This window comes from Lysinibacillus sp. NPDC095746 (assembly GCF_044763535.1).
In the GTDB taxonomy this organism is placed as follows: Bacteria; Bacillota; Bacilli; order Bacillales_A; family Planococcaceae; genus Lysinibacillus.
The window spans coordinates 50,131-70,469 of record NZ_JBIWGL010000015.1 but is presented as its reverse complement, the minus strand read 5'-3'; the positions used below and the strand labels follow the sequence as shown (position 1 = coordinate 70,469).

Sequence of the window (20,339 nt, the reverse complement as noted above, 5' to 3'; positions counted from 1 at the left end):
ATAACCCCCTTACTTTGCTGAACAGCCACACTGTATTTAGTAAGACAATGCCACTGACAAATTGTTAGTTTTAGCTATTAAAAAAACTAGGAAGCTTTACGTGCTTATATTCTTCGGGGTGGAGCATATTCGCTAGCTTTAATGCACCCTCTAGGAGGCGTGGTGATGGGCGACAATAAAGCCATTCCTCCATTACGTGAAGCTGTTTCATTTTAACAGCTTGCAGCTCCTGCGCTTGTGCACGCTTTAATAAATTAGCCGGTTGAATACGCTCAAATGCAACCCCTACCCAAGCCATCATAATATAGTCTGGGTCGAGCCTTACAACATCAGCCCAATCAGTTTGCACGCTTGTTAGCTCTACATCTTGAAACAGATTTTGCCCACCTGCAATGGCACTTATTTCAGTTAGCCAATTTACGTTACCTGGTGTAAAGATAGGGTTTGGCCACCACTCCCAATAGAGAGTTGGTTTTTTAGGAATCGTTTGAGCAACTGTGCGAAGACAATCGATACATTGTAAATATTCCTCAGAAATTTCTTGTGCACGTCCTTCAACTCCGCAGGCTTTACCTAAAGTATGGAGATCCTGTGCGATTTCCTCTAATGAATTAGCATTAAAAACAATATGGGGAATATTTCTAGCTTGTAACGCTTCAATATTTTTTTCCATGCCAGGGACACTTAAGGATGCGAGTACAAGATCAGGCTGCAACGCCTCTAATGCATCCATATCAATTGATAAATCTGGGCCAAGCTGAGGTAAGTTTTTTGCTGCTATTGGCCAATCCGAAAAATCATCGACTCCAACAAGCTGATCAGTCAGGCCTAAATAAGCAACAAGCTCGGTATTACTAGGACAAATTGATATTAAACGCATCTTCTTATCTCCAATTCTTTTTAAGAAAAGTATAGCTAGTGTTGGAATCACATACAATGACAGAATGTTTTTCTCAATAAAAAAAGGCATGCCAAGAGACATGCCTTCTGACTTATTAAGTAAGTGCGATAGCTTCGAGTGATTTTTCTTCTTTCGCTACAGGGCCCATCGCATTTGTAATAATTTGTTTAATGTCTTCTAAAATTGCTTTACGTGGGTTTGTTGCAGCACATACATCTAACATTGCATTTTTCGCTAAGATTTCAATATCCTCATCCTTCGCACCTAGTTCGCGGAAGCCGCTTGGAATGTTCAAATCGCTAGAAAGTTTTTCGATTGCTACAATTGCCTTCTCCGCAGCATCACGTTTACTTAATCCTTCAACGTTTTCACCTAACAATTCAGCAATTTTTGCAAAACGCTCAGTACGTGCTGTTAAGTTAAAGCGGCAAACATGAGGCAATAAAATAGCATTACATACACCATGTGGTAGATTATAGAAGCCACCTAATTGATGAGCAATTGCATGTACGTAGCCAAGTGAAGCGTTATTAAACGCCATGCCTGCTAAAAATTGTGCGTAAACCATTTGCTCACGTGCTTCTAAATCAGCACCGTTTGCATAGGCACGTGGTAAATATTCAGGAACTAACTGAAGTACCTTTTCAGCGCAAGCGTCAGTAATTGGTGTTGCGTTTGTCGATACAAATGATTCGATTGCATGTGTTAATGCATCTAAACCAGTTGCCGCTGTTAGAGTAGGAGGTAAGCCAATCATTAGCTCTGGGTCATTAATTGATAGTAGTGGTGTAACATGTTTGTCCACAATAGCCATCTTCACTTTACGAGCTGTATCCGTGATAATCGTGAAGCGAGTCATTTCACTTGCTGTACCAGCAGTTGTGTTAATAGCGATTAATGGCACTAATGGGTTTTGTGATTTGTCAACGCCCTCGTAATCATGAATGCGTCCACCATTCGAAGCAATAAGTCCGATACCTTTCGCTGCATCGTGTGCGCTACCTCCTCCAAGAGAAACGATCGAGTCACAGTTTTCAGCGTGATACACTGTAATCCCATCTTCAATGTTTTGATCTGTTGGATTTGGTTCTGCTTTCGGGAAAATTGCTACATCAATTCCAGCAGCTATAATAATGTTAGCAATTTGTTCAGAGAGACCTAGTTTGTGTAAGCCCTCATCTGTTACGATTAATGTCTTTTTCACTTCTAAATCATTTAAGCGTTTACCAACTTCTTGAATTGCTCCAGGTCCAAATAAGTTTGTTTTCGGCATAACAAATTGCTTTAGAACGTCTGACATATTTCCAACCCCTTTAAAAAAATTGTTATTGCTTGAATGATGGCGAACCACCTTTCGAAATTCATAGTATTCTATTATTTGTAAAAGTTCAACTCGTATTTTTATTAAAATTGTTAATTTTGATTGTGTTATTATTTTACAAAAAAGTTATCTTTATTTTTGGGGTGACAGAAGGTTTAATTGCCTAGAAGTGTTGATTTTAAAAAGGATCGAAAATTGTTTTCCTATGAAAATAAAATATATTTTTTGGAAATGTGTTCTATTTTAAAGGAGAATAGAATAGTAAATAATTGATAATTTGTTTTTACTATAATAGTAGTGGTTAAGTTGTTTTTTATTGTGTAATTACTATTTTAAAGTACATAAAATGGTCATAATTTATAGGTATATTCAAAATTATTTGACCCTCCTTTTTAAATTGTTTAAGGAAATCCATAATGCGAGAGTTACATAAAGAATAAACCGTATATCCGAGTAATGTGCATATATAGAAAATTGCCGTTGAATCTAAACTGATAGGAGGATAACCGCTGTGATTATTAAAAGATAACCTCCTGCTTATAACCGAACCAAATAGCTTAATTGGATGCTTTAATGCTTTTCTAGGAAAAAAATCATAAACTAAAACGAGCACAGTAAGTTCAGAAACCCCCAATATTTCCTCCTTTGAATTTTTAATCTTTCCTATTTAGACTTCCGTAAAGATAAAAGAATTCCTTTTACATTGGTATATATTAATTAATCTTATTAAAGTTTTTATTTTCTGGGCACTTTTTAGGAATATTTGCCATTTTATTGAATATTATTTCAATGAAAGTATATTCAATAAAGGGGTGGGGGAGATGTCAATTAGACATAAACAAAAAGAACAACGAAGGGCATTGATTTTACAATCTGCATTAGATTTGTTTATTCGGAAGGGGTATGGTGAAACGAAAGTTGCTGATATTGCTAAAGCTGCTAATATGAGCATGGGGTTGCTTTTTCATTATTTTGACTCTAAGGAAAAGCTTTATGAAGAGCTAATTCGCACAGGGTGTGAAAGACTTCAAATGGATTTTAATTTTATGAATGAATCCCCATTAGCTATTTTTACAGCTGCTGCTGAGGAATTGTTTGACATGATTCGTACAAACCCATCTGCAGCAAAAATGTTTGTCCTAATGGAAAATGCACAACATCTTGATTCCTTGTCGGAAGATTTAAAAGAAATGCTTATGGAGGCAGATAAAGTAATAAGAAAGAGTGTTCCATTAATAGAGAAAGGGCAAATGCTAGGTGAAATTAAACAGGGTAAAGCTGAAGCCCTTGCCGTAGCATTTTGGTGTTCTATTCAAGGAATCGCTCAATACATTGCGCTGCATCCCGAAACTCCTTGTCCAAATACGATGTGGGTTATTTCAATCCTTGAAAACAGGGAGGTGGATTGAAAAATGAAAATAAAACGCAACTTAATAATTTTTATAGTTGTTGTTTTGCTATGTGGTTGGCTTGGTGTTTTTGTAGATCGCTTCATCCCTGAACAGCCTAGAGGTGACACGCTTGGAATGGGCATTTGGCTAGTGTTTCCGCTGCTGACAATTATACTATTACGTGCCTTTGCGGGAGATGGTTGGCGAGATATTGGCTTATTACCTAATTTGAAAGGTAACATAAAATGGTATATTGTCTCGCTCCTAGTCTTTCCTGGCGTCACTTCTATAGTATTGTTAGTAAGCGATCTATTTGGCTGGATGGATTTTTCGGATTTTAATTTAGATGCACTAGTTTCAGTTTTCGTTGGTGGTTTACTTATTCAATTTATTAAAAACTTTTTTGAGGAATCCGTTTGGAGAGGGTATTTGACAAGTAAACTTTTAACGTTAAAAGTAAGTGATTTTCGGTTATATTGTATTGTTGGTGGTGTTTGGGGAGCGTGGCATATTCCGTACTTTTTAGTGTTCCTATCAGAAAGTGATATCTTCAGTGTACTTCCTGTAGATAGATGGCTATTTGCGTTAATAGGTATTGTGACGATGATTTGCTGGACAGTAATGTATACAGAAATTTATTTAATGACGAAAAGTATATGGCCACTTGTCCTTATGCATATGACAGAAGATGCGCTTGTAAATCCGCTTATTCTTGATGGCTATATTAAAATTGCTCAAGGGAAAGAATTCCTTGTTTCTCCAACGGCAGGCATTATTACTACAATTCTTTACCTAATGGTAGGGCTTTTATTGCGAATTAAACGAAAAAAGCTGGAGAGGGAAATTGTATCAAAATCAACTACGGCTGTTATCGTGAAAATTTGAATTTATTGTTGCTACCACTACGTTAGAACTACGTTTTCGCTCAGAGCTGTTGAAATGGTGAAACAGATAAAAATTTCCAAATTGGTTTAATATGATTATTATTAAACTAACGATGCAGATGCAGGTGAGTTAATAAGAAAGGGAGATAACAGTGGGATATTGGGAAAAGGAATTACTTAATACATCACGTGGGACCTTTGAAATATTTATCAAGGGAGAAGGGAAACCACTTTGTATGACCCATCATTACTCTGTATTTAATCAGACAGGAGATTATTTTGCGGAGACATTTACAAAAACAAACAAAGTATTTTTAGTAAATTTAAGAGAGGCAGGACATTCAGAAAAAGCAGTAGAGCCTTATCAACTGAGTATGTTGGAATCGATATTCGATTTAGAAGCTATACGTGAAAAATTAGGATTTGTTAAATGGGGATTTGCGGGGCATTCAACTGGAGGTATGTTAGGAATAATTTACGGAATATATTTTTCAAATAGTCTAGATTTCAATGTAATTGTCGGAGCAGCTGCAAGAGAATATATGACATTTTCAAAAGATTGTATTTATAATCCTGAACACCCAAAATTCAACAGAATGCAAGAACTGATTGAAATTTTAAAACGCCCAGATTTACTAACAGAAAAAAGAAATAAACTAAAAGCAGAAAGGACGAAGCTATCTTTATTTGAGCCTGATAAATATGATGAACTTTTTTCTCAAAGTATAAGGAAGGAAATATCCGCAATTCGTTTGAACTTTTTTAGTCGAGAATTGCAAGTATATGATGTGTCGAAAAAGTTAGGATTTATAGTAACGCCAACTTTAATAATGTGTGGTAGATATGATGTACAGTGTCCTGTAATATATTCTATTGAAATGAATGATAAAATACCGAACTCAAAATTAGTTATTTTTGGAAAAAGTAACCATTATCCGTTCTTGGAGGAATCTGAGAGATTTGTGGATGAATATAAGTTGTTTATAAAGGAGCAACCATAATATTTAGCATCGTCGATAAAAAGCAAAAACCCTAGAGAACCTTAATATAAAAGGCTTTCTAGGGTTTTCTAAACTACTCTTTGCAGAGCAATTTAATTAACGTGAGTAGTACTCTACGATGAATGCTTCGTTGATTTCAGCTGATAATTCAGAACGCTCTGGAAGACGAGTGAATGTACCTTCTTTTTTGTCAGCATCAAATGTTAAGTAGTCAGGTACGAAGTTGTTTACTTCGATTGCTTCTGCTACTACAGCAAGGTTTTGAGATTTTTCACGAAGAGAAATCGTTTGACCTGGTTTTACGCTGTATGAAGGAATATCAACGCGTTTGCCATCTACTAAGATGTGGCCGTGGTTTACTAATTGACGAGATCCACGACGAGTACGAGATAAACCTAAACGGTAAACTAGGTTGTCAAGGCGAGTTTCAAGAAGGATCATGAAGTTTTCACCGTGTACACCTTTCATTTTACCAGCGCGGTCAAATAGAGTACGGAATTGACGTTCGTTCATGCCGTACATGTGACGAAGTTTTTGTTTTTCTTGAAGTTGTAAACCGTATTCTGATAATTTTTTACGTTGGTTTGGACCGTGTTGACCTGGTGCGTAAGGGCGTTTTTCGATTTCTTTACCTGTACCGCTTAGTGAGATACCAAGACGACGTGATAATTTCCAAGATGGACCTGTATAACGAGACATATTGTTGTCTCCTCCTTTAAATTTGGTTTTTTTGTTGTAAAACAAAAACCAGTAGTACCCATTCTTATACGCATTTTATTTTCATGTATTTTCGCCTATGCAGCCTTTAGGTTACGCAATACACCATCTATTTGTTTAGAATCTGTTTAGTTATACTAAATAGAATAGAGGAATAAAATACAGTAATAAGCTCATACCACTGCTGCGTTTATTTTACACAAACTCCATTGTAACGGCTTATTACATAGACGTCAATTATTAGACTAACTATTTTCGAAAAAAGGGTAATAGTATAAATTTCCTCTTTATACATATTTCTGAACACAAGAGTAGTTAATGGTACAGTGTGGAATGTGAAATGTAAAAGTAAAATAGAATAACATAGTCAAAATGACACAAATTATGTATACTATACTATAAGTTAATAGTATTGATTTGGACGTTATATAGAAAAGGTGATTTCATGACAGACCATTTACAAACGCTAAAATATATAAAATCAGATGTTTTGAGCATTTGGGTGAGTTCTAAGGAACAAGCCGGTTTTAATGAGTATTTTTGCTCATTAAAACAGTGTCTAAAGAAGCGCTTTGGAATTGTAAAAATGGCATTTCTTGGTTTTGAAGGTAATTCTTTAATACCTGTTGAAGAAATGGCAACTTTAACAATTGAAACAAAACTAAATGCTGTGTCATGGTTAATGATTGAAGCTAACTTTTATCAACAGAAGTTGGTAAAAGTCCCTTATATATTAAAAGAAAAAGAAGCATATATGATGATGACAGATATGGTGCTTTTCCAAGCAGATGGCAAAAATCCAATTGGTGTGCTGCTCGTTGAGGCAACCGATGCCTGGACAGACTTTATGGCTTCGGATTATGGGGAAGAGTTTGTTGAAACGCTCACGAAGTTCTTTCAGATAATTAGAGAAAATCTTCAAGTAAAAGTGAATGAAGATCAATATAGAAAATTGTACAATATGACAGATTTATTTCATTCCACTATGGATATTGATTTAATTTTAGAAAATGTCTTGAAAAATATTAAGGATAATTTTCCAGAGTTTAATGTGGAGCTTATACTATCGAATGATCAAGACCGCCATACGACGATCGATATTAAGCTATTTGATTACTTATCTGAAAGACCTGCAACAATTGAGGCTTTTGTCTCAGGAGAGCTGACGACGGAGCTAGCAAGCGATTTGAATTGTCGATTATTAAACGCCCCTATAAAAGGAAGACAAGCAATTTATGGTATTTTACAAGTAAGTGCACCTACAACATATCTTTTTTCAACGACTGAAAAAGATTTTGTACGAATGCTAGCACAAACATCTGGAAATGCGCTAGAAAATGCGAAATTATATCATCAATCACATCGCCTTGTAAGTGATTTACAACTCATCAATGAAACATCGCATCGTTTAAATATGAGGATTGACATAAATGAAATGTTACTTTTCCTTCAAAAACAGTTAATGAAATCTTTTCAACCAATGGAAGTTGGTTTCGCTTTTAAACATAATGATACCTTTAAAGTGACGGATGCTAGTACAGCCTTATTCAATGCAGAGAAGGGTCAAACATATATCAAACATGTTGAGCATCATTTTGAACATACTAACGATCCACTATTTATTGCCGATTTCAGTCGATTAACCCCTAATCAAATTGAATATCGTTCAATTATGGCAATCCCGATTTTAATGGAAGAAAAAATTAACGGCTTTAGTATTGTGTTACACAAGGAGCCATATTTCTTTTCATTCGATAGCTTTAAACTAATGCAATCATTAATCCATCACTCTTCTTTAGCAATTGCAAACTCTATACTACGTAATCAACTTCAAGAAATGGTAGATTTGGACCATTTAACAAAATTATATGCAAGAAGTTATTTAGATCAGTATGTAGAAAAATCTCTTAAAAATGATCAATCAGGGATGTTTTTACTTATTGATATTGATAATTTCAAACGTATTAATGATACGTATGGTCACCAAATTGGTGATAAGATTCTTATGCAAATTGCGGTACAGTTAAAAGAAACGATTGGAGCTCGTGGTATCTGTGCACGCTGGGGTGGAGAAGAAATGTCTGTGTATATCCCAAATATTGATGAGAAAGAAGCAATCGAATTAGCAGCCACAATCGTTGCAAAAATTCCAGATACAACAGATCCTCAGGTGACTATTTCAGCAGGTCTCATAACATGGGACGAACAGTACCATCCAGCTTTTCAGTCTGTTTTCCTCCATGCAGATACAGCGCTATATGAAGCGAAAAACAGTGGCAAAAATCGATTTTGTGTTCATGATCGATCTTATCAAAACAATTTATAATGTGAAATAAAGAAAACGTCAGCCTTATGTGCTGAAATGCCCTGAAATGACAATACATCATTTCAGGGTATTTTTTTATAAATGGAGAAGTAAGGTTTTAACGAATATCTCTAACCCTTCTTGATCTTCCTTTGAAAAGCGGTTTACGATTGGACTATCGATATCAAGAACACCGATGACCTGTTCTTCTTTTATTAAGGGAATAACAATTTCGGATTGGGATGCAGCATCACAGGCAATATGTCCAGGAAAGTCATGTACGTCTTTTACTACTATTGTTTCTGCTTTGTCTACAGCTGTTCCACAAACTCCGCGTCCAATTGGTATTCTGACGCAGGCAGGTAAGCCTTGGAATGGCCCTAATACAAGTTCATCCCCCTGTAATACATAAAAACCAACCCAGTTAATGTTTGGTAGGAATTGATTTAGTAAAGCAGAGGCGTTGCTTAAATTGGCAATGCGATCGCTTTCTCCCGTAAGTAAGGCATCTAACTGTTTGGCTAATGTATTATATTGCTCGGCAATGGGTCCTTCATAATTAATTTGTGTAAACATAATAACACCTCGTTTGAAAGTTATTTATTTTGGAAATATAACATTATAGTGTTGATGTAAATCAGCAACACAATGAGCATCTGAACCAAAAACAATTGGTAGCCCAATCGATTTACTATAATCGATAAAGGGTAAAGGTGGATAAGGTTCCTGACAATATGTTTTACTTAAACCAGCACTATTTAAATCTAGCTCATAGCCTTCTTCCTTCATTAAATCTAAAACTTCCCGAATTCGCGTAGAATCATCAATTTTCATCTTATGTGCTAATTGAAATTTGTGAATAAGTGAAGGATGTCCAATGCGCTTAGGCTTGTATTGCCCTAAATCTGCTTTAATGGATTGTAGGACGGTATCATAATATAAATTATACACTTGTTCAATAGAACCCACTTTTTTTGAAAAAGACATAAAGCTTTCTGGAGAAAAGTCTATGCATGCAAAGGTATTTTGCCATTGTAAAAAATGGACGGATAAAATAGAGTCATCTAAAAAGTGTCCATATGTATCAAGAAATTGACGAGTTTCTTGTTCAAAGCCTTGAATATAGTCCACCTCAAGACCGATATGAATGCGAATGTCTTGCGCATACTCCTCTTGAAGGCGTTGTAAATCTTCAAAATAAGGCATTAAAAATTCCGGATTCATACCACTATCTTGCTGAGGTGTAGGGTCAGTAAAATTCAATGGTAATGGTGCATGTTCTGCAAAGGTGATATCAGTAAAGTTGTGAGAAATTGCTTTTTCAATGTATTGCTTAAATGAATTAGAAGTACCGTGTGGACAATAAGGACTATGAACATGGCCGTCACATTTCATAAAATTACCACTCCTTTAGATTTTGGACCAAACACTTTTATTTGCGCAAATTGTTCAAAATTTAAGCAGATGTTATTCTAGAAAGGCGTAAATACATAAAAAACACTCAAATTTTAGTACAAAAGGCGATAACATAGTATATAATAAATACAACTAGCCAATTCGTTTATTGTAGAATAGGAGGCTTACGATGGAGTATATCATCATTCCGGTTATCCTACTATTAATTTTAGCGATAGTAGGATTTATGATGCGACGAAAACATACAACAATCATTGCTAAACTTGAAAATGAAAAATCACAAATACAAAACAATCCCATAAATGAGGAAATTTCAAAAGTTAAATCTTTGAACATGAACGGTGAAACGGAAGAGATGTTTGAACGATGGCGTAATAGCTGGGATGAAGTCATCGATGTACATATGACAAAAATTGATTCACTTTTATTTGATGCAGAGGATCAAATCAATAGACTTCGTTTTAAGAAAGCAACATTAATTGAACGTGAGATAGAAGATTATATTCAAAAATGTGAACAAGATAAAGATAAAATCTTAGAAGAACTAAATGAATTAATTGGCAGCGAAGAAAAAAATCGTATTGAAATTGAACAATTAAAAGAATACTATCGCTCTGCACGTAAAACATTGTTAGCTCACCAACATTCATTTGGTGTAGCATTACCGGCTCTGGAGAAAAAGCTGGAGATGTTTGTTCAAAAGTTTGAGGAATTCGATGTCCTTACTAGCGAAGGGAATTATTTGCAGGCACGAGAAATTGTTATTGGATTGAACCAAGAATCACAACAGACATTTGAATATATTAATGATGTCCCAACAATTTTGACTGAATTGCAAGTAAAGCTACCAGGAGCGGTACAAGAATTGCGTAGTGGCCAGCGTGAAATGGAGGAGCAATCCTACTATTTACAGCATTTAGAGCTAACTAAGGGGCTCGATAAATTTGATGAAGAATTTGAAACATTAAAAAATGAATTAGCAGAGCTTAATTTAAGCGTTGTTAAACCACGTGTAGCTGAAATAAATGAAGAGATTGATCACTTTTACGATCTACTTGAAAAAGAAGTTATTGCTAAAAATTACGTTGACCAAAATTGTGATCGTTTATTAAGCTCAATTACTAATGTTATAAGTTCAACAAGATTAGTAAGTGATGAAGCAACGTTTGTGCAGCAAAGCTATCGTTTAAATGAAAAAGATGCCGAAATTCCAAAAGCTGCATTAAAGCAATTAGAGGCTTTACAACGTCGCTATGATTTATTAGCGATGCGTGTTAGGGAGGAAAAATCTGCATACTCAAGTTTGCAGGAAGAATTGATTGAAATTAACGAGGAACTTGAACGTATTCATGAGGAGCAAGGTCACTTATCAAATACGATGAAGAAGCTCCGAATTGATGAAAACAAGGCCCGTGCACAAGTAGAAAACTTAAAGAAAACATTACAAGAAACAGATCGTCTATTGAATAAGGCGAATATTCCAGGTATCCCCGAAGAGATGGACGCTCGTCTAGATGAGGCGGCAGAGCATATTTATGTAGTTATGCAAAGCCTTCAAGAAGTCCCGCTCAATATGGGAACAGTTCATAACAATTTAAATGCTGCAACACTTTGTGTAGAGGATGTAAAAGCGAAGGCGCATGAATTGATTGAAAATGTAATGCTGATTGAGCGTATTATTCAGTACGGTAATCGTCATCGTGCCACAAATCCTAAATTGCATAGTTGTTTAAGAGAAGCAGAAAAATCCTTTAATCAATTCCGTTATTCCAAGGCATTAGAAGAGGCTGGAACGGCAGTTGAAGAAATGGAGCCAGGTGCTTTAAAGCGAATTCAAGAACTCGTAGCAGAAGAAACGCATCAAAATAGTCAAGTATAATAAAGAATTACATCAGCTGTCTAAAAGGTATAGTTAATACTTTTTAGACAGTTTTGTTATAAAGGTGCAAATTTCAATAAACATATTTGGAACGTTTGAGGAAGCTACGCATTCAATTTTAATAAGAAATGGAACGGGAAGCTTGACATGCTGTCTCACTACGATATTGATTAAAAGCTATTAGAGGTGTTTCAAATGCAATTTTATATTCGGGAAATGAATGAAATTTTTGCGACTGATATTTTAGGTTGGAAATATGAGGAACCATATGATTTTTATAACAATGATCTATGCGATGAATCTTTAAAAGAAATTCTTGAAAGTCCGTATTATGCAATTGTTAATGATAAAGAAGAGCTAGTTGGTTTTTTCTGTATAGGAACATCAGCACAAGTACCTATAGGGTGTAATTATGGTGCGTATTTAGACGAGTACATTGATGTGGGGATTGGGATGAAGCCTGAGCTAACAGGAAAAGGTTATGGTTCAGAATTTTTTTCATTTATTTTAAATCAGCTACAACAAGAAAATCAAAGTCCTCTTCGTTTAACAGTAGCTACATTTAATACTAGAGCAATTCACCTGTATGAAAAATTAGGCTTTACAAAAGTTATGGAATTTACAGCTTCAACTGAATTTATAACAATGAAGAAAGATTAAAAATAAGCATGTTTAACTAGGGTTTATCAATACGGTGTTGAAATATAGTTTAAATATGGTCGCTGAAAGTTGAGGATGGCATTTATTTAAAGCATATGTCTTGTATGTAAGTTGATTGGAGTGGAGGTTGGGCGGCTCCTCGGGGTCAGATCACATCGCGAGTGAAGCGGCTCATCGGACGCCCCCAGAAAGCTTTGCTCTGTAGCGAAAGTGAAGCGACAGCTACAAAGCGCGCAGCCGGAACGGAAATCAACCTTACGTTATAGTCAAAGCCTAACAATGCAAAACTCAAATTTTTATATTCAGGAAACGCTCATAGTAAATTTTAATATGCCACTCTATAATGGGTGGTTTTGCACATTAAAAGCAAACAATAAGCGATTAAATTAGGATAATTGTTAAAGTTAGTAGTCAATCGCTGAAGATTGCGTTATGATAAATACCGTTAAATCAACGTTTTGAAAGTGTGTGAATATTAATGGAAGTTAATACAATCTATTTAGACAACAGTGCAACAACAAAACCTTTAAAAGAGGTTATGCAAGCATTTATGGCAGTGAATGAGCAGTATTATGCTAATCCTGCTTCCATTCATGCAATGGGTGTTGAATCAAACGAATTGTTAATGCGTGCACGTGAGCAAGTAGCAGATATTTTGCAGACAGAAGCAAAAAATGTGCTATTTACATCAGGTGGTACTGAATCCAATAACACGGCTATATTTGGTTTAGCACGTAGCAATACACATAAAGGAAATCATATTTTAACAACCGAAGTTGAACATCCATCTGTTCTTGAATCTGTTAAGCAACTTGAGCAAGAAGGTTTTGATGTTGAATACTTACAAGTCGATAAAAATGGCGTTATTTCTTTAGAGGAGCTTCGCACAAAAGTGCGCAAGGATACCGTTTTAGTAAGTGTGATGCATGTAAATAATGAAATGGGTGCTATCCAACCAATTTTTGAAGCTGCAAAAATTATTCATGAATCAAGTCGGGCAGCTTTTCACGTGGATGCTGTACAAAGCTTTGGAAAGTTACCAATATCATTTAACGATGAAGATGGACCAGACTGTATTTCAATTTCTGGCCATAAAATTCATGGCTTTAAAGGTTCAGGTGTACTAGCGTTCCGTAAAAAAATGAAATGGCAACCGTATGCACTTGGCGGAGGGCAGGAGTTTGGTTTACGTAGTGGAACAGTAGCTGTACCGCAAGCAGTAGCTTTATCCAAAGCAGCCCGAATGGCAGTCGAGACGATGAATAATCGTGCAAAAAAATATCGACAATGGAATGATGAAATATGTGCGCAATTACGTGGTTATGGAGATGTAGTGCATATTTTATCAACCCCACAAGGTGCGGCACATATTTTATCTTTTAGTATTCGCGACTTAAAAGGTGAAGTCATTATCAATGCATTGCAAAAACGCAATGTAATTGTGTCGACATCGAGTGCTTGCTCATCGAAACAGACAAAAACAAGCCATGTTGTTGAAGCTTTAAATATTGATGAGCACTATAAAAAGGGTGTTATTCGTATAAGTTTTGGAGCGCATGTAACAAATGAAGATATAGTAAAGTTTAAACAAGTATTAGATGAAGTATTGATGGAACTTAAAGGAGAATATTAAAAATGATTTGGAAAGAAATTTTAATTCGATATGGTGAGCTTTCTACAAAAGGTCGCAACAAGATGGATTTTATTCGTCGTTTACGCGAGAACATTCGTCATGCGTTTGCAGATTTAGGACATTTACACATTCGCACAGAGCGCGACCGTATGTTTATCGCCATTGAAAATGAAACACAAATGGACGTTCTATTAAAAGGATTACCTAAAATTTTTGGTATCCAATCTTTTAGTCCAGTGGCAGCATGTGAAAAAGACATGGAGGCCATGAAAAAACTTGCCATAACAATTATGGATACATTTAAAAATGAGCAGCTTACTTTTAAAGTAGAAGTAAAGCGTACAGATAAAACATTTCCGTTAGAATCCCATGCTATTCAACGTGAAATTGGTAGTTATGTATTACCACGATATCAAAATTTATCAGTAAAGGTGAAACAGCCTGATATCGAGCTTCGTGTAGAGGTGCGCCATGATGCAACATATATGATGGCACAAGTTATTCCGGGTGCAGGTGGAATGCCTGTAGGTTCGAATGGTAAATCTTTATTAATGCTTTCTGGTGGAATAGATAGTCCTGTTGCAGGTTATTTAATGATGAAACGTGGAGTGCGCTTAGAAGCGATACACTTCTTTAGTCCACCTTATACAAGCCAAAATTCATTAGAAAAAGTAAAGGTGCTGGCTAATGAATTAACGAAATTTGGCGCTAGTATACGTTTACATGTGATTCCTTTCACTGAAATCCAAGTTCTTATTAAAGAAAAAGTACCTTCTAATGTATCGATGACAACCACTCGTCGTATGATGCTAAAAGTTGCTGACAAAGTACGAGAAGAAATTGGTGCATTAGCAATTGTTACAGGTGAAAGTCTTGGACAGGTAGCGAGTCAAACTCTTGAAAGTCTAACAGCTATTAATGCCGTAACTAACACACCGATTTTACGTCCATTAATCTCATCAGATAAATTAGAAATTATCGATATTGCAGAGAAAATAGGCACATACGAAACGTCAATTCAGCCATTTGAAGACTGCTGTACAATTTTTACTCCAGCAAGTCCAAAAACAAAGCCGAAGCTTGAAAAGGTTGAGCATTACGAAAGCTTCTCGGATTTTGATGAGCTAATCGAACGAGCAGTGAAAAATCGTGAAGTCTATATTTTCCCGAAAAAAGAGCAAGAAGCCGATAAATTTGCAGATCTTCTATAGAAGAAACTTGCAATTTCCTAAGCGAACGAGCCGACTCAAAAATCTTGAGTCGGCTTTTTGTTTATTTCCTTCGTGGCACAATTTACCTAAAAAATTTTTGTATTAAAAATCTAATATCGCACATTCTATATTCACAAGGAGGTGAGAGACATGACTTCAAATCGCAGTTCAAACAAGCTTGCTGTACCTGGTGTAGAGCACGCACTTGATCAAATGAAATACGAAATTGCACAAGAATTTGGTGTTCAATTAGGAGCTGACGCTTCAGCTCGTGCTAACGGTTCCGTTGGCGGTGAAATCACTAAACGTCTTGTACAAATGGCAGAATCACAATTAAAAGGTATGCCAAACAACAACCTATAATTGCATAATCGCAATTATAAAATTAAAACCAGTGACCGTAAAAGGCACTGGTTTTAGTTTGTTTAAATTTATTAATTTTTATCCCGTATGAATGGGCGTAATTTATCTATATCTAAAGAGAAGCGTCAGGCCCTCCCATTGTAAAAATCCGCTTGGAAAAGCTAAAGATCCCCACTACCTTTATCCTACAAATGATTTCAATGTAGAGACTGTATTTGCAATATCCTCACTTTGGCAAATTGCAGAAATAACTGCGATTCCATCAGCACCTGCTTTAAATACTATAGGAGCATTCGAACAGTTTATGCCTCCAATTGCAACGATAGGGAGATCCGGATATTGCATCCGAGCTTGTTGTAAAAAATTCGTTCCACTAGGTGGATTGGCGTCACTTTTAGAAGTGGTTGAAAAAATCGGACCAATTCCTACATAATCAGCACCATATTGTAGAGCAGTTTGTAATTCAGCTTGTGAATGAACAGAAACGCCTAAAATCATGTTGCCAATTTTATTACGCACCATCGACACAGGAAAGTCCTCTTGCCCAATATGAACACCGTCTGCTCTAAGCTTTATAGCCAGCTCGACATCATCGTTGACGATAAACGGAACATGATATTGTTGACAGAGCTTTTGACATTCACGAGCAAAATCTTCATAAGCTTGCCCAGTTAGTGTTTTTGGTCCTTTTTCACGAAATTGGAACATCGTTATTCCTGATTGCAGAGCTTTCTCTAAAACGTTTAATGGCTTGTGTTTGAAAACATTACTTGTACCCATTATAAAATATAGCTGTAGATCGTCACGTTTCATGAATGATCACCTCGCAGGAATTCTTCAAGTTTTGATAAGCAAAATGATTTGTAGGACCATGTCCATTACCAATAGATAAATCATGAGTTATTGCTAATTGAATAAATTTTTTAGCCTCCTCAATCGCATCTTCTAAAGATAGTCCGTGACCAAGAAAAGCAGTTAATGCAGCGGAAAACGTACAGCCTGTACCATGCGTGTTTTTCGTTGCAATACGAGTGGACTGCATGGAAAATGACCGGCCATCTTGGAAAAATACATAATCAGTAGCATAACGTTTATCCTCTAAATGACCGCCTTTAATAATGACGCATTGAATGCCCATCTGTAATAAGACGTTAGCTGCTTCTTTAATATCTGTTAAAGAAGTGATTTTCCTTCCAGAAAGGGTTTCTGCCTCTGGAATGTTCGGTGTGACCACTGTTGCTATAGGAAGCAAATAACTGCGTAATGCCTCAATTGCTTCTTGCTGTAATAAGCTTTCGCCACCTTTAGCAATCATGACAGGATCTACTATAAGCGGACAATTTATTGCAGTTAAAATCCGTGCAATTGATTGAATAATTTCCGAGGAAAACAGCATTCCAGTTTTAATAGCACTTATTGAAAAATCCTCGATAAGCGCTTGAAGTTGTTTTTCGACAAAACTAACTTCAATTGGTAAGACATCCGATACCCCGAGTGTATTCTGGGCGGTTAAAGCTGTAATAACAGACGTTCCAAACACCTTTAATTCCTGGAAAGTTTTTAAATCAGCCTGTATCCCTGCGCCGCCACCACTATCAGAACCAGCAATTGTCGTGACAATATGCATCATTGTTCACCACCCTTGGAGAGGCGGTGTAGTTCGTTCAATACTGCAATTTGAAAATCGCCAATAGATGAAGTGGAAGAAGCAGCTTGCTCTGCTACTTTTTTATAAAGCGATAATGTTTCTATTAATTGGTCAAATGGCTTATTTCCTACAAGGTAGGAAGCACAACAAATGGCACTCAATAAGCAACCTGTTCCAGTGACTTCTGTCATTTGTGAATTTCCACCTGTAATCCATTGCTGATGTTCGCCATCAGTAATAAAATCCTTTTCACCGGTCACAATAACAATACAATTGTAAAGCTGAGCTACTTTTTGTGCCTCAACTTCTAAAGAAATTGAACCACTACCACTATCTACGCCTTTTTGTTGCCATTCTATATCGGCTATTGCTGCAAGCTCTCCGACATTACAACGAATAGCAGCAAAATTTATTTCCTTGAGTAATTGTTGTACCGTTTGTTTCCGGTAAGTTGTTGCACCTGCAGCAACAGGATCTAAAACAACGGGAATGCCAAGAGCATTTGCTTTTTTTCCTGCAAGTAACATTGATTCTTTCATTCGCTCATTAAGGGTACCGATATTTATTAATAAGCCTGAGGCAATTGCGACCATTTCTTCAACTTCACGACTGTCATCTGCCATAACTGGTGAAGCGCCTATAGCTAATAAGCCATTTGCTTGGAAATTAGCTACAACATAATTAGTAATGCAATGAATTAATGGATTTTGTTTACGGATAGTATGAAATAACATTTTTAGTCCTCCTTGTTGGATGGACGTAAGCGTGCAAAAAAGGCTCTTTTTCGTGTAGAAAAAAACACGCAAAAGAGCCTTTCATCAGTAAATAGATGTGAATTGCTCCCTACGTCAGTATTAACTAACAGGTTCAAAGGGTCAGGTTTTACCTTCTCAACTCTAATTGAGTCCCCCTGCAATCATGCTTTTAGTTGACCAAAATGTACCATATTATTCATTCGTGTTCAATAGGTTATTTTTTCTTCGCGAAAACAGCACTAATGCTATGTCGAAATTGATAGTACCAATACGTGACTGATGCCATATAGCAGAGCATGATAGTTGTCACGACTTTAATGAATTGGAGTGAATTCCATTGAAAATGATAAAAATTGAGTTTTATAATGAGCGTACAAAAGGGGGCATTTGCCATGAAAAGAGAAGATTTAATCGCACCAGAATGGTATAACATTTCAGATGAAATTGAAAAATATGCACAGGATTCTACTAAAAATGCATTATTAGTTTATAACGAAAATGAGGAAATTCAATACTTAACATATCGAGCTTTACTTGAAAAGGCAAACCAGGCAGCACATGTATTTACATCTCAAGGTTTAAAAAAAGGTGACGTTATTTTGGTCATGGTGCCAAGATCAGTTGAAGCGTATATCGTTTATATTGCAGCCTTAAAGGCAGGTTTAACGATTATACCTAGCTCAGAAATGCTAAGAACTAAGGATATTGAATACCGAATCAATCATGCCAATGCAAAAGGCGTTGTTGCATTTGAACCTTATATTGAACAATTCGATAATGTTGGAAATTTACAAGAAATACAGCAGTTTGTCATTGGTCGTGCACAGGAACCTTGGCAGCCATTGCTTGAAAAAATGCAAAATCAACCGACGACTTACATAAGTTCTACACCGACTAAGAGTACAGACATTGCATTTTTAGCTTATACGAGTGGTACAACCGGCAATCCAAAGGCAGCGGTTCATACACATAGCTGGGGTTATGCGCATTTACGAACTACTGCACCAAATTGGTTAGGTGTACAAGAAGGTGACATTGTTTGGGCTACCGCAGCACCAGGTTGGCAAAAATGGATATGGAGTCCGTTCCTTGCTACTTTAGGAAGTGGTGCGACAGCATTTGTTTACAAAGGTCACTTCGATGCGGCAACCTACCTTTCATTGCTTGAGAAATTCAATATTAATATTCTGTGTTGCACACCGACCGAATACAGATTTATGGCAGGACTTGAAAATTTGCAAGACTTCAATTTAAGTACGATACGTCAGGCTGTGTCAGCCGGTGAACCTTTAAATAGTGAAGTGATAAAAGTATTTTCCGACGTCTTTAATGTACAAGTACGTGATGGTTATGGACAAACAGAGAATACATTACTTGTTGGAACAATGGTAGGGATGGAGGCTAGAATGGGCTCGATGGGCAGACCTACTCCAGGTAATACGGTTGAAATTATTAATGATTTTGGAAATCCTACTGTAATTGGAGAAGTAGGAGATATTGCTGTGCATTGTGAATCACCCGCGTTATTTAAGAAATATTTAAACGATCCAGAACGTACAAATTTACAATTTAGGGGCGAATGGTATATTACAGGAGATCGTGCATATAAAGATGAAGATGGCTATTTTTGGTTTGAAGGACGTGGAGATGATGTCATTATTTCGTCTGGGTATACGATAGGTCCATTTGAGGTAGAAGATGCGTTATTGAAGCATCCAGCAGTAAAAGAAACAGCCGTAGTTGCGAGTCCGGATGAAATTCGTGGAAATCTCGTGAAGGCATTTGTAGTGCTGACTGATGGAGTAGTGGGTGATGAAACGCTTATAAAAAAACTACAAAGCCATGTAAAAACTTTAACAGCTCCTTATAAATATCCTCGTGCTATTGAGTTTGTTACTGAGCTACCAAAGACTACATCAGGCAAAATTCGCCGTGTCGAATTACGTGAGCAAGAAAAAATCCAATATAGTAATCATCGTTAATTTCCTAGGAAATAATGTCGAAAATCAAAGTTCCTGCTTTTTTTATGAACTTTGATTTTTTTTTAATAGAAGATAATGTAGTATAGGTTGAATAAGCTGGATTGGTTAAATTTATTGCATAGTATTGGTTGGTTACTAAAAAATGGTATTTGTAAAACGTGTAATTAGTTTATAAGTGGATTGGAATGGTTAAAAGTATACCCCATGTTATGGTGCTAAACATATTATTGCAATAAGAATGAAACAAATTTGGATATCAATCGTATAACGTT

Annotated in this window: 19 protein-coding genes and 1 riboswitch; of the genes, 10 read left to right on the top strand and 9 right to left on the bottom strand. The window is 36.2% G+C overall.

Annotation, left to right across the window (positions count from 1 at the left end):
• Positions 1–70: 70 nt before the first annotated feature.
• The 3 genes from ACIQ7N_RS12760 to ACIQ7N_RS12750 form a co-directional block, all read right to left on the bottom strand.
• Positions 71–880: a cobalamin-binding protein gene (locus ACIQ7N_RS12760; protein WP_402932572.1), complete on the bottom strand. Its 810-nt coding sequence runs from the start codon at positions 878–880 to the stop codon at positions 71–73.
• A gap of 115 nt (positions 881–995) precedes the next feature.
• A complete protein-coding gene (locus tag ACIQ7N_RS12755; RefSeq protein ID WP_402932569.1) occupies positions 996–2,201 on the bottom strand; it encodes an iron-containing alcohol dehydrogenase in 1,206 nt (401 codons plus the stop codon).
• 334 nt (positions 2,202–2,535) lie between these two features.
• The gene (locus tag ACIQ7N_RS12750; RefSeq protein ID WP_402932566.1) at positions 2,536–2,856 is read right to left on the bottom strand and encodes a hypothetical protein; all 321 of its coding nucleotides are present in this window, start codon (positions 2,854–2,856) and stop codon (positions 2,536–2,538) included.
• Between the two features lie 187 nt (positions 2,857–3,043).
• On the opposite strand from ACIQ7N_RS12750, the gene ACIQ7N_RS12745 reads away from it, so the two are divergent.
• From ACIQ7N_RS12745 to ACIQ7N_RS12735, 3 genes are all read left to right on the top strand, one after another.
• Positions 3,044–3,631 (top strand): TetR/AcrR family transcriptional regulator, encoded by a 588-nt coding sequence (locus ACIQ7N_RS12745; RefSeq protein ID WP_402932563.1) that lies wholly within the window; start codon positions 3,044–3,046, stop codon positions 3,629–3,631.
• A gap of 3 nt (positions 3,632–3,634) precedes the next feature.
• On the top strand, positions 3,635–4,498 hold the full coding sequence (locus ACIQ7N_RS12740) for a CPBP family glutamic-type intramembrane protease (RefSeq protein ID WP_402932560.1): 864 nt from the start codon (positions 3,635–3,637) through the stop codon (positions 4,496–4,498).
• Between the two features lie 151 nt (positions 4,499–4,649).
• Positions 4,650–5,498 carry an alpha/beta fold hydrolase gene (locus ACIQ7N_RS12735; RefSeq protein WP_402932557.1) on the top strand — a complete coding sequence of 283 codons (849 nt, stop codon included), beginning with the start codon at positions 4,650–4,652 and terminating at the stop codon, positions 5,496–5,498.
• A 96-nt stretch (positions 5,499–5,594) separates the two neighbouring features.
• On the opposite strand, the gene rpsD is transcribed toward ACIQ7N_RS12735, so the two are convergent.
• Positions 5,595–6,197 (bottom strand): 30S ribosomal protein S4, encoded by a 603-nt coding sequence (gene rpsD / locus ACIQ7N_RS12730; RefSeq protein ID WP_142508770.1) that lies wholly within the window; start codon positions 6,195–6,197, stop codon positions 5,595–5,597.
• Positions 6,198–6,660: 463 nt separating this feature from the next.
• Between rpsD and ACIQ7N_RS12725 the strand changes: the two genes are divergently transcribed.
• Positions 6,661–8,541, top strand: a complete 1,881-nt coding sequence (locus ACIQ7N_RS12725; protein WP_402932554.1) for a sensor domain-containing diguanylate cyclase — start codon at positions 6,661–6,663, stop codon at positions 8,539–8,541.
• Positions 8,542–8,616: 75 nt separating this feature from the next.
• Here the strand turns inward: ACIQ7N_RS12725 and ACIQ7N_RS12720 are convergent, their stop codons facing one another.
• Together ACIQ7N_RS12720 and hisJ are read right to left on the bottom strand one after the other, a co-directional pair.
• Positions 8,617–9,096 carry a GAF domain-containing protein gene (locus ACIQ7N_RS12720; protein WP_132357220.1) on the bottom strand — a complete coding sequence of 160 codons (480 nt, stop codon included), beginning with the start codon at positions 9,094–9,096 and terminating at the stop codon, positions 8,617–8,619.
• Between the two features lie 24 nt (positions 9,097–9,120).
• Complete coding sequence (gene hisJ, locus ACIQ7N_RS12715) at positions 9,121–9,915, bottom strand: histidinol-phosphatase HisJ (protein ID WP_402932551.1); 795 nt, start codon at positions 9,913–9,915, stop codon at positions 9,121–9,123.
• Positions 9,916–10,105: 190 nt separating this feature from the next.
• Between hisJ and ezrA the strand changes: the two genes are divergently transcribed.
• The 5 genes from ezrA to ACIQ7N_RS12690 all read left to right on the top strand — a co-directional run bounded on the left by ezrA (position 10,106) and on the right by ACIQ7N_RS12690 (position 15,682).
• Positions 10,106–11,815, top strand: coding sequence for a septation ring formation regulator EzrA (gene ezrA / locus ACIQ7N_RS12710; protein WP_402932548.1), 1,710 nt, complete (start codon positions 10,106–10,108; stop codon positions 11,813–11,815).
• 195 nt (positions 11,816–12,010) lie between these two features.
• A complete protein-coding gene (locus ACIQ7N_RS12705) occupies positions 12,011–12,475 on the top strand; it encodes a GNAT family N-acetyltransferase (RefSeq protein WP_402932545.1) in 465 nt (154 codons plus the stop codon).
• A 478-nt stretch (positions 12,476–12,953) separates the two neighbouring features.
• Positions 12,954–14,108 carry a cysteine desulfurase family protein gene (locus ACIQ7N_RS12700; protein ID WP_402932542.1) on the top strand — a complete coding sequence of 385 codons (1,155 nt, stop codon included), beginning with the start codon at positions 12,954–12,956 and terminating at the stop codon, positions 14,106–14,108.
• A 2-nt stretch (positions 14,109–14,110) separates the two neighbouring features.
• Positions 14,111–15,319, top strand: a complete 1,209-nt coding sequence (thiI, locus tag ACIQ7N_RS12695; protein WP_132357215.1) for a tRNA uracil 4-sulfurtransferase ThiI — start codon at positions 14,111–14,113, stop codon at positions 15,317–15,319.
• A 150-nt stretch (positions 15,320–15,469) separates the two neighbouring features.
• Entirely contained in the window at positions 15,470–15,682 is a 213-nt protein-coding gene (locus ACIQ7N_RS12690; RefSeq protein ID WP_132357214.1) for an alpha/beta-type small acid-soluble spore protein, read from the top strand.
• A gap of 180 nt (positions 15,683–15,862) precedes the next feature.
• Here ACIQ7N_RS12690 and thiE read toward each other — a convergent pair whose 3' ends face one another.
• The 3 genes from thiE to thiM are packed head-to-tail and all read right to left on the bottom strand — an operon-like array spanning position 15,863 to position 18,064.
• Positions 15,863–16,495, bottom strand: coding sequence for a thiamine phosphate synthase (thiE, locus tag ACIQ7N_RS12685; protein WP_402932538.1), 633 nt, complete (start codon positions 16,493–16,495; stop codon positions 15,863–15,865).
• On the bottom strand, positions 16,485–17,309 hold the full coding sequence (gene thiD / locus ACIQ7N_RS12680; RefSeq protein ID WP_402932664.1) for a bifunctional hydroxymethylpyrimidine kinase/phosphomethylpyrimidine kinase: 825 nt from the start codon (positions 17,307–17,309) through the stop codon (positions 16,485–16,487). Before thiD ends, thiE begins: the two co-directional genes overlap by 11 nt.
• Positions 17,309–18,064, bottom strand: a complete 756-nt coding sequence (gene thiM, locus ACIQ7N_RS12675) for a hydroxyethylthiazole kinase (protein ID WP_402932535.1) — start codon at positions 18,062–18,064, stop codon at positions 17,309–17,311. The genes thiD and thiM overlap by 1 nt, the downstream gene beginning before the upstream one ends.
• Positions 18,065–18,153: 89 nt before the next feature.
• A riboswitch (TPP riboswitch) is annotated at positions 18,154–18,252 on the bottom strand.
• A gap of 225 nt (positions 18,253–18,477) precedes the next feature.
• Here thiM and mbcS point away from each other — a divergent pair.
• Positions 18,478–20,067: an acyl-CoA synthetase MbcS gene (gene mbcS, locus ACIQ7N_RS12670; protein WP_402932532.1), complete on the top strand. Its 1,590-nt coding sequence runs from the start codon at positions 18,478–18,480 to the stop codon at positions 20,065–20,067.
• Positions 20,068–20,339: the final 272 nt, after the last annotated feature.